At 30.2% G+C, this 13,647-nt stretch carries 9 protein-coding genes; 1 reads left to right on the forward strand and 8 read right to left on the reverse strand.

Features of this window, described 5'->3' with window-relative positions:
- Window positions 1–538: 538 nt before the first annotated feature.
- Entirely contained in the window at window positions 539–1,312 is a 774-nt protein-coding gene (locus tag MPF19_RS14575) for a zinc ribbon domain-containing protein (RefSeq protein WP_203394476.1), read from the reverse strand.
- 2 nt (window positions 1,313–1,314) lie between these two features.
- A complete protein-coding gene (locus MPF19_RS14580) occupies window positions 1,315–2,409 on the reverse strand; it encodes a Nif3-like dinuclear metal center hexameric protein (protein ID WP_249988815.1) in 1,095 nt (364 codons plus the stop codon).
- A gap of 243 nt (window positions 2,410–2,652) precedes the next feature.
- Between MPF19_RS14580 and lpxK the strand changes: the two genes are divergently transcribed.
- Entirely contained in the window at window positions 2,653–3,666 is a 1,014-nt protein-coding gene (gene lpxK / locus MPF19_RS14585; protein ID WP_249988816.1) for a tetraacyldisaccharide 4'-kinase, read from the forward strand.
- Between the two features lie 224 nt (window positions 3,667–3,890).
- Here lpxK and MPF19_RS14590 read toward each other — a convergent pair whose 3' ends face one another.
- The 6 genes from MPF19_RS14590 to lipA all read right to left on the reverse strand — a co-directional run bounded on the left by MPF19_RS14590 (window position 3,891) and on the right by lipA (window position 13,225).
- The gene (locus MPF19_RS14590) at window positions 3,891–4,607 is read right to left on the reverse strand and encodes a YebC/PmpR family DNA-binding transcriptional regulator (protein WP_203394473.1); all 717 of its coding nucleotides are present in this window, start codon (window positions 4,605–4,607) and stop codon (window positions 3,891–3,893) included.
- 647 nt (window positions 4,608–5,254) lie between these two features.
- Entirely contained in the window at window positions 5,255–6,439 is a 1,185-nt protein-coding gene (locus MPF19_RS14595; RefSeq protein WP_249988817.1) for an acetate/propionate family kinase, read from the reverse strand.
- Between the two features lies 1 nt (window position 6,440).
- The gene (gene pta / locus MPF19_RS14600; protein ID WP_249988818.1) at window positions 6,441–8,534 is read right to left on the reverse strand and encodes a phosphate acetyltransferase; all 2,094 of its coding nucleotides are present in this window, start codon (window positions 8,532–8,534) and stop codon (window positions 6,441–6,443) included.
- 283 nt (window positions 8,535–8,817) lie between these two features.
- Window positions 8,818–10,017: an OmpA family protein gene (locus MPF19_RS14605; RefSeq protein ID WP_249988819.1), complete on the reverse strand. Its 1,200-nt coding sequence runs from the start codon at window positions 10,015–10,017 to the stop codon at window positions 8,818–8,820.
- Between the two features lie 50 nt (window positions 10,018–10,067).
- Window positions 10,068–11,696, reverse strand: coding sequence for an acyl-CoA carboxylase subunit beta (locus MPF19_RS14610; RefSeq protein ID WP_249988820.1), 1,629 nt, complete (start codon window positions 11,694–11,696; stop codon window positions 10,068–10,070).
- Between the two features lie 659 nt (window positions 11,697–12,355).
- Complete coding sequence (gene lipA / locus MPF19_RS14615) at window positions 12,356–13,225, reverse strand: lipoyl synthase (RefSeq protein WP_203394467.1); 870 nt, start codon at window positions 13,223–13,225, stop codon at window positions 12,356–12,358.
- Window positions 13,226–13,647: the final 422 nt, after the last annotated feature.

Below are 13,647 nucleotides of genomic sequence, written 5' to 3' on the forward strand. Positions count from 1 at the left end.
TTCATAAATATGTAAAATTTAAAATTAATAAAAAAATCTCAGGTTAATTAATTAACCTGAGATTTTAAAACTTACACACTTTATGAGACAGTGCCATTTCGTGTGGTCACTTTAAAGTGATTTCTCTCAAAATGCCGAAGAGATCTGTTTTTGAGTTTTGTAAGGTTTTTATGTTTTTTAATAACTTTTTCTCAAAAGTTTGTGCTTTTAAGCGTAGAGAGAAATCGCACAAAGCTGCTCTGCGTTGTGTTCTCTTCTTTATGTGACTTCTCATTCCATTCGAAGTGACAAGTTGGAGTTTTGTTCTTTTTTTTCTACCTAGTTTGTATTCCCTGAAAAGTCTCTCACGAAAGGGCTAACATAGGGTAAAAGATTCTTTTTAGAATGACAATCTATGTGTGAAAAAAGAATAGGAAAAATGAACTTAGTCTTGATTCTTGTATCTTTTAGCGAAACAGTCTTGAATCATTTTTCTATATAAAACAAAAAACTCGAAGCTTAAAAGCTTCGAGTTTTTTATAAATTATGTGTAGAAAGATTAAGAAAAGAATTTTTCCATTTTTAATTTTTCTTCTTCCGCTAAGGCAGCATCAACCAAAATACGACCACTATGCTCATCGATAGTAATTTTCTTTCTATTTGCTATTTCTAATTGCACCTGAGGTGGAATAGTAAAGTAAGAACCTCCAGAAGCTCCACGCTCTATAGCAACAACTGCTAAACCATTTTTAACTTTAGTTCTAATTCTAGTATAAGCAGAAAATAAGTGTGCATCTAAAGTTTGAGAAAACTCATCAGATTTTTTAGCTAATAATTCTTCTTCATTTTGAGTCTCTTTTAAGATAGCATCTAATTCTGCTTTTTTATGACCTAAATGTTTTTCTTGTTTCGCTAATTTTTCTTTAGTAGCATCAATTACTTCATTTTTCTGAGCAATTTTTGCTTTGTATTCAATAATTCTTTTTTCAGCTAATTGAATTTCTAAATCTTGATATTCAATTTCTTTAGATAAAGAATCGAATTCTCTGTTATTTCTAACTTTCTTTTGCTGCTCATCATACTTTTTCATTAACCCATTAGACTCTTCAATAGCTAATTTTTTGTTGTTAATGTCCGTTTCTAAGTTTGCTGCATCTTGATTTAAGTTAGCAATACGCGTGTTTAATCCGGCAACTTCATCTTCTAAATCTTCAACTTCTAAAGGTAGTTCACCTCTAACGTTTCTAATTTCGTCAATTCTAGAGTCGATTAATTGTAAATCGTATAAAGCTCTTAATTTTTCTTCAACCGAAATTTCTTTCTTCTTTGCCATGTTTATATATAATATATAGGATTTGTACTTTCTTCTGATAAAATGACTGCAAAATTACTAAATTTTTTCGTAAGATAGTCTACCAAAAGGTTTTTTGTAAACTGTTCACTCTCATAATGTCCAATATCTGCCAAAAGAATCTTGTTTTCGGCTTTAAAAAACTCATGATATTTAAAGTCTGCACTCACATATGCATCTGCTCCGGCTCTTTTTGCGTTTGAAATGGCAAAACTACCAGATCCGCCTAAAACAGCTATTTTTTTTATTTTTTTATTGATTAAATTAGAATGACGCACACAATCTGTTTTCATTGTGGCTTTTAAATATAAAAGAAAGTCGGTTTCATCCATCTCCGATGGAAGTTCTCCAATCATTCCCATTCCAGTATTTTGATGCACATTTTCTGTGATAACTAATTCATAAGCAACCTCTTCATACGGATGATTGTCTTGCAATGCTTTTAAAACTGCAGCTTCATATTTACTTTCAAAAACTACAGAAATTTGAGTTTCATTTTCAGTATGATTTTTTCCTTTTTCTCCTAAAGTCGGATTAGAATTTTCGTTACCTCTAAAAGTACTTTTTCCAAAAGAACTAAAAGAACTATTATCATAATTACCTATACTTCCAGCGCCAGCTTTAAAAAGAGAATCTCTTAGAGCATCTGCATTTGCAGTAGGAGTGTAGGTAGTTAGTTTTTTGATAATCCCTTTTTTCGGAATTAAAATGCTAGTGTTTTCTAAGCCTAAAACTTCACACATTTTTGCTGAAACTCCATTTTTAGAATTATCTAAAGCTGTGTGGGTAGCATAAATGGCAATGTCATTTTTTATTGCTTTTAAAACGACACGTTCTACATACGAATTTCCGTTTAGTTTTTTTAAACCGCCAAAAATAATAGGATGAAAGCTCACAATTAAATTACACTTTTTAGCAATTGCTTCATCTACTGTTTTTTCTAAAGTATCTAAAGTAACTAAAATATTGGTAACTTTTGTTTGATAATTACCAATTAATAACCCAACATTATCAAAATCTTCAGCGTAATTTAAAGGAGCTAATTCTTCTAAATAATTTGTGATGTCTTTTATGGTCATAAATCAATATTGTATGAAAAATCAAAGTTAACATTTTCCTTTCAGCATTCCATAGAAATGAGCTGCTTTTTGGATGCGATTTTCTTTAATTATCATAATTAATTAGGTGATATTGAATTGAAAGTTGTTAAAATGGAATTATTAAATTCCTTGCACAATAATTTTATAAATAATTTGTGTAAATATTTGAAATTGGTGACTTTTTCTTTTTTTAATGCGTTGAACCTGCTTATTTTCGTATCAATGAAATTTCTAAGATTTTTATTATTTCCGTTTGCCATTATTTATGATGTGGTTACAAGCATTCGTAACTTCTTTTTTGAAGTAGGGGTTTTTAAACAAACTTCGTTTAAGATTCCAGTAATTGTTGTTGGTAATTTAAGCGTTGGAGGTACGGGGAAAACACCACAAATAGAATATTTAATTCGCTTATTAAAAGTGTCTTTTAAAACAGCTGTTTTAAGTAGAGGGTATAAACGTAAAACAGAAGGATTTGTGTTGCTAAATAGTACGCATTCTGCAGAAGATGTTGGAGATGAACCTTTACAGTACTTTAAAAAGTTTAGTGCTATTAATGTAGCTGTAGATGCAAACAGGGCTGAAGGAATTACCAAATTAATTAATGAGAATTCTCCTGAGGTTATTTTATTAGATGATGCTTATCAGCATAGAAAAGTAAAAGGTAGTTTTTATATTTTGTTGACTAAATTTGATGATTTATTTACAGATGATTTTTTATTACCAACAGGAAATTTAAGAGAAAGTAGAAGTGGCGCAAAACGAGCAGATGTTATTTTAGTAACAAAATGCCCAATAAACTTATCTGAATCTTCTAAAAATAAAGTGGAAGAGAAGTTAAAGAAATTCCATAAAAAGGTGTTTTTTACAACGATTTCTTATGATGATAAAACGGCAGGATCTGAATCTATTTTGGTTGATAATTTAAAAAATTACGAGATTTTATTAATTACTGGAATTGCAAACCCAACACCGCTTTTATCTTTTTTAAATGAAAAGAAAGTGAATTTTAAACATTTAAAATTCCCAGATCATCATCATTTTACAGAGCATGAAATAGTTACGATTAAAGAGGAATACGCTGCTTTAAAATCTTCTAAAAAACTTATTTTAACTACAGAAAAAGATTATGTTCGTTTAGAAAATAGGGTGGAAGCACTTTCTTTTTTAGGAATACGAACTTCTTTTTTAGAGCAGCAAGAAGAGTTTAATACTATTATAAAAAGTCATATAAAATAAAACCAGCGTTGTTAGGACGCTGGTTTCTTTTTTTGATTTTTGTTAGAAGTATCTTTTTAAGATCCCTCATTTATATGACACGATTCTTTGGGATAAGTCACATTGTAGTTTTTTATAGTTTATAATCTATAAAACAATAAGACCTCAGTTATAAGGAATAGCTGAGGTCTTATTAGTTTATAATAATTTAGTTGTAATTAACGTCTTGTGGTAACTCCCAAAATTTACATTTCCATAGAATGATATACATGTTGTACATCATCATCTTCTTCTAGTTTTTCTAAAAGTTTTTCTACATCAGCTTGCTGCTCTTCGTTTAATTTTGTGGTTGTAGTTGGTATTCTTTCAAAGCCAGAAGATAATATTTCTATATTATTTTCTTCAAAGTAAGTTTGTAATGCTCCAAATTGTTCAAAAGGAGCATAAATAATTACCCCTTCTTCATCATCAAACACTTCTTCAACTTCAAAATCGATTAACTCTAATTCTAATTCTTCCATATCCATAGTAATGTCTTCCTTTTTTAAGGTAAAATTACACGTATGGTCAAACATAAAAACTACAGAACCTGAAGTTCCTAAATTTCCGTCACATTTATTAAAACAAGCTCTAACATTTGCTACTGTTCTGTTGTTATTGTCTGTTGCTGTTTCTAAAAGTAGTGCAATTCCGTGTGGCGCATAGCCTTCAAAAAGAACTTCTTTATAGTTAGCCGTATCTTTGTCTGTTGCTTTTTTTATGGCACGTTCAACATTTTCTTTTGGCATGTTGGCCGCTTTTGCGTTTTGTATTACTGCACGCAAACGAGAGTTTGTTTCAGGGTTTGGTCCACCTTCTTTTACTGCCATCACAATATCTTTACCTATTCTGGTAAAAGTTTTTGCCATTGCCGACCAACGTTTCATTTTTCTTGCTTTCCTGAACTCAAATGCTCTACCCATTTCTAATGATTGTTTTTTAAAAATTATAAATACAAATGTAAAAATTAGCTAGTTGATTCACAATTTTTTAAACAAGGATTTTTTAGAAATACTCTTATTTGTAGGTATATTTCTTTATAATTTTAATGTTCAACCTTATATATAAAAATTATGAAAAAAATTACGCAATTAATTTTAACTTTTTGCTTATTTAACTTGCTTGGCTAAGTAAAATTAACATATTCAGGCGAAGAATATTTTGATGATTTAATAGGTCAGAATAATAAATTTATAAACAAGTTAATTGGTTCTTTTGAAGAATCAGGTTACAGAACAACTTCTTATTATTGTGAAGAAACTGCAAGTGTAAGAGAGTTTGTTTTTATAGGTAACTTCTTCAATTTTAAAGATGGATGATGCTCGTTTTACTATAAAGAATATTTAACTATTTAATGTTTTAGGAAAAAAAGAGTTTTCATTAACAAAAGATGAAATACATATAGAGTATTTAGTGAATGGAGTTTATCTTCTAAAAATAGAATCAGAAAAAGGTAATATTGCAACCAAAAGGAATTGTAAAAAAATAAAAAGGAAAAGTATTTTATACGGAAAAAAAAGAGCCTTAAGTACAAATACTTGAAGGCTCTTTTTATAAGATAAGTATATTATCAATTTAAAAGATCATACGTTTCTTTTGCAATTTCTAGTTCTTCATTAGTAGGAATCACTAAAATTTTAACTCTAGAGGTTTCTTTTTGTATTTCTCTAATTTCTTTAGAACGGATGTCGTTTTTACGTTCATTTAATTCAATGCCTAAAAAGTCTAAATTTTCACAAGACATTTGTCTCATTAAAATTGAGTTTTCTCCAATTCCTGCTGTAAAAATAATGGCATCTAAACCATTTAAAATGCTAGCATAAGAACCTATAAATTTCTTTATTCTGTAACTTGCTAATCTTAATGCGTTTTGGCATTCTTCATTTCCGTTACCTGCTTTTTCTTCAATTTCTCTTAAATCAGAAAAACCAGTTAAACCTAACATTCCAGATTTTTTTTGTAAGATATCATTCACTTCATCTGCTGTTTTATTTAATTTTTTCATTAAAAAGAAAATAACAGAATGATCTATATCTCCAGATCTTGTTCCCATAATTAATCCATTTGTTGGAGAAAAACCCATTGAAGTATCAATGCACTTTCCGTCTTTGACAGCAGCCATACTACAACCGTTGCCTAAATGGATGGTAATTATTTTTGATGATTTTTCGCCTAAATATTCTATTGCTTTTTCTGATACGTATTTATGACTAGTACCATGAAAACCGTAAGCTCTAACTTTGTTTTCTTTTAAATATTTAGTTGGTATTGCGTATTGAAAAGCCTCTTTAGGCATTGTTTGATGAAAAGCAGTATCAAAAACAACGGCCTGTTTTGCAGAAGTAAAAATTGTTTCTGCAATTTCTATACCTGTTAAATTTGCAGGGTTGTGCAAAGGAGCTAAGCTAAATAAATCTTTAATATTAGATTTTACTTTTTCATCAACCTCTACAGTACCACTATACCTGCTTCCACCATGTACAACTCTATGACCAATTGCTTTTATTTCATCGACAGAAGAAATAACACCTATTTCTTTATCTAATAAAGCATCTGCTACTTTCTTTAAACCAATTTTATGGTTTAAAATAGGGGTAACTTCAGAATGTTTTTCACCATCTTTTTCATGTGTAAAAATAGCATCTTGCATGCCAATTCTTTCTACTAAACCAACACACTTTACTACTTGTGATGGCATTTCTATTAATTGGTATTTTAAAGAAGAAGAACCTGCGTTTAAAATTAAAATATTCATATTATCCTTGGTGTGCTTGAATTGCTGTTAATAAAACGGTGTTAAAAATATCTTCTACCGTACAACCTCTACTTAAATCGTTTACTGGTTTATTTAAACCTTGTAACATTGGCCCAATTGCTAAAGCGCCTGTTTCTCTTTGTATTGCTTTGTATGTATTGTTTCCTGTATTTAAGTCTGGAAAAATTAAAACAGATGCTTGTCCTGCTACTTCAGAATCTGGCATTTTTGTTTTTGCAACAGACATATCTACTGCAGCATCATATTGTATTGGCCCTTCAATTTTTAATTCTGGGTGTAGTTTTTTTACAATTTCTGTTGCTTTTCTTACCTTTTCTACTTCTTCTCCTTTTCCAGAGCTTCCAGAAGAATAAGATAACATGGCAATTTTTGCTTCAATTCCAAAAGCTTCTGCTGATTGTGCTGAAGAAATTGCAATTTCTGCTAATTGTTCTGCATTAGGGTTAGGGTTTACAGCACAATCTCCCATAACAGAAACTCTGTCTGATAAACACATAAAGAATACAGAGGATACCACTGATACTCCGGGTTTTGTTTTAATTAATTGTAGTGATGGTTTTATGGTATGCATAGTTGTATGCACTGCACCAGAAACCATACCATCAGCTAAACCATTCATAATCATTAAAGTTCCGTAATAAGAAACATCGCTTACTAAATCTTTAGCAATAGTTTCTGTCATACCTTTATGTTTACGAGCTTCGCACAAGGTTTCTACAAAAGCGTCATTATGAATTGAGTCTTCTGGGTTTAGAATGTTTATTTTATCCAAATCTATTTGCAAACCAATTTGATCGCATTTAAATTGAATTGCATTTCTATCTCCTAATAAGGTTAAATCTACAATATCTAATAATTGTAAACGAGCTGCAGCAGTAATAATTCTTTCATCATCTCCTTCAGGTAAAACAATATGTTTTTTATAAGCTCTTGCTTTTTGCAATAGATTATATTGAAACATACTAGGTGTTAGTTTAACAGAATGGTATGATGTAAGTGTATTGGTTAAGCCTTCTGCATTTACATACGTATCAAAAGTATCTAAAGATAATAATATCTTTTTGCTATGACTAGCGTAAATTTTCGATTTTACTGCCCCAATCTTATTAGTAATACCAAACGTACCTCCTTCAACAGAAATAATAGGCACTGTAGATTGTACCCCTTTAATTAATTTGGTAATTGATTCTTCTGGAATTAAAGAACCGGTTAAAATAATACCTGCAATTTTAGGATAATTGGTTGAAGCATTTGCTTGTAAAGCACCTAAAATAATGTCTGCTCTGTCTCCAGGGGTTACCACTAATGCATTTTCTCTTATTCTTGTTAAATAGTTACGGAGTTGCATTGCACCTGTACTGTAACTACCAATGGCGTTATCTAAAAATTGTTCTCCAAATAATACTTTACCCTCTAAAGCTAGTAAAACCTCTCTAACTGTTGGGTAGGCTAAGAAATCTATTCTAGGAATAACATTTATTTGTATGTTTTCTGGAAAACTTTTTTCTAATTCTTTTTGAATATAGTCTACTTCATCAACTTCAATTTTGTTGGCAATAATACCAATAACATCAACCTCTTTTCTTACAAAAGATTTATAAGTAAGTTGCATTGTATTTACAAAATCTTTCTTTTTCTTACCATTTCCAGAACCTACTATTAAAGCAGGAATTCCTAAATTTTTGGCAATCATTAAATTTACGTCTAACTCTGTAAAACCACCTTCACCAGAAAAGTCTGTACCTTCTACCAAAACATAGTCGTATTTGGCTTCCAGTTTTTTATATTTTTTAATTACAGTATGAATTACATCATCTGCTTTTCCTTCACTTAAAAGTTCTACAACTTCATTGTGCTTATAGGCATAACAATCTTCGTATTCGATATCTAAGTTGAAAAAATTAATAGCAGTATTGGTATGGTCATCAAGTGTACTGTCTTTAACTTCGTTGATTATAGGTCTAAAATAACCTACTTTAGAAGATTTGGTTAACATCATTCTTAAAAGACCTAATGATACCAAAGATTTACCACTGTCAGATTCTACTGCGGCAATATAAATAGCTTTACTCATTTTTTAATTAATTGTTTTTACAAAAATATAATTTAGAGTGATTATTATTTATGATAATAGTCATTAAAATTTTACTAGAATTATCTAGTATCTACTTATTTTTTGATAAGTTCTTGTTTTATTTATAAATAACTATGAATATTATAAAATCTACAATTTTATAAATTGAAAAGATATTTGACACCTCCTTTACCTACATTATGACAGATTTTTATAGTAATTTATAAGGGTTTTGCACATTATACAAAACCCTTATAAAAATATTCTAGAAATCCGTTTTTCTTTATTTCTTTACAAAAGCAACACGTCTGTTGTTTGCTTTCTCTTCAGGAGTACTATTACTGTTTAAAGCTTCTGCTTTTCCTTTACCAATAACGGTTAATCTTTCCGTTTCTATACCTTGTTCTACAATAGCTTGTTTTACTGCATTTGCTCTGTCTTCAGATAATTTCAAATTAATAGCATCTGCACCGTCATTATCTGTATAACCAATAATATCAAAAGTCCAATCAGAATTATCTTTTAAAATTGATACTATTTTATTAATAATTCCTAAAGAAGGTTTCTTAATTTTTGCTTTTCCGCTGTCAAAAATAATTCCGTTAGTTACGTATTTTCCATCAGCAACAATTCTCTTATACATTTCTCCACCTCCATGAGCAATTCTAACATTTTTTACAGCTAAATAAGGATGTCCTTTTTTACTGTTAGTGTGGCACATTAGCTCTAAACCAAAAATAGATGGTTTTACATCAAAAACAGGTAAGTTAGCAATTCTGTTAGAATCGTAATACATTTTGTATTTTCCTTTATAGTAAGATATTGAAATATGATGCCAATTGTTTTGAGAACCAAAAGGAATTGCTTCAACTTTAAATTTATTATTAGATGCCCAACCATTTAATTTTCCTAATTGCTCTCTAAACTCAATATGTACATCACTAGAACTATATTTAGGTGTGAAATAAATTTCTTGAGCCATCCACCAAATTTTTTCTTGTCTAAAATTAGGTATTAAAAGGTCATATTCTATGGTAAATTCATCACCTAGATAATCTGTACTTTTAATTAACGGAGTAATTGTATTTCCGTCTTTAGACATAAAAATTATTACTTTTTCTCCATTTAATCTTGCTACTTCAGCGCTTCCTTCTATCAAGTCCCAACGTGCAGGAAATTCTCCTACTTCTTCTGTTTTTAAATCATCATAAAAAATAACATCTTCTCCAGGTACAAAACGAAAGTTTCTCCATAAATTAGGGGTATCATTATTTGCTATTTCATTGTCTTCATCATCATTTTCTATACTCTTATTATCTGTAGTAGTTTCTCCTTTAATTGTTTCGTCTATTTTTTTTTCAGCACCTTTTACAAGTGCATCTTCAGCTTTCTTTTTAAGTCTTTTCCATAATTGAGCTTCACTGTTTTCTGTAAAAGCAAAAATCATTAGTAATGTTAAAAATAAGTTTGTAGTTTTCTTCATAATTAATTATAGTTTTTTTTAAAATTTGTCAAAAATTATACCACAAGAATTTAAACCTGTAAAACACCCATATTAAATTGTTTTGTAATAGGAGCGTGGTTTGCAGCTTCGATTCCCATAGAAATCCAAGTTCTTGTGTCTAATGGGTTAATAACACCATCTGTCCAGATTCTTGCAGCTGCATAATATGGAGAGATTTGCTTGTCGTAACGCGATTTTATTTTATTAAATAACTCAGTCTCTTTTTCTGGAGTTATTTCTTCGCCACGTTTTTTAAGTGATGCTGTTTCTATTTGTAGTAAAACTTTAGCTGCTGAATTTCCGCTCATTACAGCCAGTTCTGCACTTGGCCATGCAACAATTAGTCTTGGATCATAAGCTTTACCACACATGGCATAATTACCTGCTCCGTAAGAATTACCAATAATAATGGTGAATTTTGGTACTACAGAATTACTCACTGCGTTTACCATTTTGGCACCGTCTTTTATAATACCTCCGTGTTCAGATTTTGAGCCTACCATAAAACCAGTAACGTCTTGTAAGAAAACTAAAGGTATTTTTTTCTGATTACAATTGGCAATAAAACGAGTAGATTTATCTGCCGAATCGTTATAAATAACACCGCCAAATTGCATTTCTCCTTTTTGGGTTTTTACCAATTTACGTTGATTGGCAATAATACCAACTGCCCAACCATCAATTCTTGCATAACCGGTTAAAATGGTTTTTCCGTAGCCTTCTTTGTATTGTTCAAATTCAGAGTTATCTACCAAACGCTTTATGATTTCTAACATATCATATTGCGCGTTTCTTTCCTTCGGAAGGATTCCGAAAATATCATCTTCATTTTCTTTTGGAGGAAAAGCTTCGGTTTTACTAAAACCAGCTTTGTCATAATCACCAATTTTATCAACAATAAATTTTATTTTATCAAGCGCATCTTTATCGTCTTTGGCTTTGTAATCTGTAACACCCGAAATTTCACAATGTGTTGTTGCGCCACCTAAAGTTTCATTGTCTATACTTTCTCCTATGGCAGCTTTAACCAAATAACTTCCAGCAAGAAAAATACTAGCTGTTTTATCTACAATTATTGCTTCATCGCTCATAATTGGTAAGTAAGCTCCACCAGCTACACAGCTGCCCATCACCGCAGAAATTTGTGTAATACCCATGCTACTCATCACCGCGTTATTTCTAAAAATACGTCCGAAATGTTCTTTGTCAGGAAAAATTTCATCCTGCAAAGGCAAATAAACACCAGCAGAATCTACTAAATAAATAATTGGTAATCTGTTTTCTATGGATATTTCTTGTGCTCGTAAATTCTTTTTTCCAGTAATAGGAAACCAAGCTCCTGCTTTTACAGTAGCATCATTTGCAACAACAATACATTGTTTTCCTTTTATGTATCCTATTTTTACCACAACGCCTCCAGAAGGGCAGCCGCCATGTTCTGTATACATATCTTCACCAGCAAAAGCACCAATTTCTATAGATTTAGAATTTTTATCTAATAGGTAGTCAACTCTTTCTCTTGCGGTCATTTTACCTTTTCCGTGTTGTTTGTCAATTCTTTTTTGACCACCACCTAGTTTTACTTTTGCAAATCTTCGTTTTAGGTCTGATGCTAACAATTTATTGTAATCTTCGTTTTTATTGAAGTTGATATCCATAAAAATGTTTATTTTCAATTGCTAAAATAAGAAACTTTTAGCTGTAAAAGTTAATAATATTAGCTACTGTAATTTCAATGTCTTTGTATTTATTTTGTTTTTCTAATCGCGATTGTTCAACAACACTATCCTTACAGTTTTTAACAATACAAGTTTCGCAAATACCGCAACTATTTTTTTGAGTAAAGGTGTTTTCTTTAAAGAAGTTAAGTTGCTTTTTAAATATGAAGATAATAATAGGCCAAAGCTTATGCTGGTGATAATCATAAAGTGTTCTTTGTAGTTAATAGAGCTTTAAAAGCACGAGGAACAGACAACACTTCCAATCAGTTTAAATTAAGTTAAACTTCTGAAAAAATAAAAAATAAAATTTTTAAAGTAGCTTATTTCTTTTTCATAAAAAAAACCATCTCAATGAGATGGTTTTTTTTTAATAAATTCAAATATTTAAACATGAAAACAGTTTACAAAGTTGCTTTCAAGTTCCTTTTTCAAGGATTTTGCAAAAATAAAATATTAGATATATATATGATAATAAAATAGTGATTTTTTGTTTATTTAATAAAAAAACGATTCTCTATTGAGAATCGTTTAATTTTATTTTTAGAAGAGACTAAATATGTAACTATTTCAGTTAAACTTTTGTCGACTTAAAAATATTATATAGCGTGTTTATGTGCCTTGTAAGAAGAACGTACTAACGCACCACTTTCTACATACATAAAGCCCATTTCTAAACCTAAAGTTTCGTATTTTTTAAACTGATCTGGTGTTATAAAGTTCTTAACAGGTAAGTGTTTTTTAGTAGGTTGTAAGTATTGTCCAATGGTAATAATATCGCAATTTGCTTCACGTATATCTTTCATCGTTTGTATTACCTCTTCTTCCGTTTCTCCTAAACCAAGCATTAAACCTGTTTTAGTTCTCATTCCGTTTTCTTTTAAGTATTTTAAAACACCTAAACTTCTATCGTATTTTGCTTGTATTCTAACATCACGAGTCAACCTTCTAACCGTTTCCATATTATGAGAAACAACTTCTGGGTGTACTTCTATAACTCTGTCTATCTGTTTTGTGTTTCCTTGAAAATCAGGAATTAAAGTTTCTAAAGTAGTATTTGGGTTTGCTCTACGAATTGCTTCTACAGTTTCTGCCCAAATAATAGAACCACCATCTTTTAAATCGTCTCTATCTACAGAAGTAATTACTGCATGCTTTATACTCATTAACTTAATAGAACGTGCTACTTTTTCTGGTTCATCCCATTCTACAGTTTCTGGTCTTCCGGTTTTAACACCACAAAAACCACATGAACGTGTACATATATTTCCTAAAATCATAAATGTAGCAGTTCCTTCTCCCCAACATTCTCCCATGTTTGGGCAGCTTCCACTTGTACAAATGGTATTCAGTTTGTATTTATCTACCAAACTCCTTAATTCAGTATATTTTTTACCAACGGGTAGTTTTACACGTAGCCATTTTGGTTTTTGTTGTTTTTCTGGAAGTATTACGGATTCTATTGCCATTTTATTTCTGAATTGAAGTGCGAATTTACAAAGAAAAAAGTAAAAATGAGTGGTTAATATCCGAAGTAATTATTCTGCTTGCTTAGAATGAATGGGAGGTAATTGTTTTTATTAAAAACCACCCGATATTCCAACTTTAAAATGTTCCCAATTCGTAAAGATCTCTTTTAAAATGAAAAAAGCAATTACAGAAAGGACTATAGCTAATCTTAATTTATTTTTTTCTTTTTTAGAAAGCGTAGTGTTTTTTAATTTAGAAGTCATCGCAATTTGTTTCCCTTAAAGATATAAAATATTTTTTTAAACTCATTAAAAACCAAATACTAAACCCTATTAAAAAAGCAATACCAATAATACTTAAATAAATTTCTGGTTGATGTTCTTTTGGAGTATGTTTCTCTGTAATTAATTAAAAAATTACA

This window comes from Polaribacter sp. Z014, from assembly GCF_023555435.1.
In the GTDB taxonomy this organism is placed as follows: Bacteria; Bacteroidota; Bacteroidia; order Flavobacteriales; family Flavobacteriaceae; genus Polaribacter.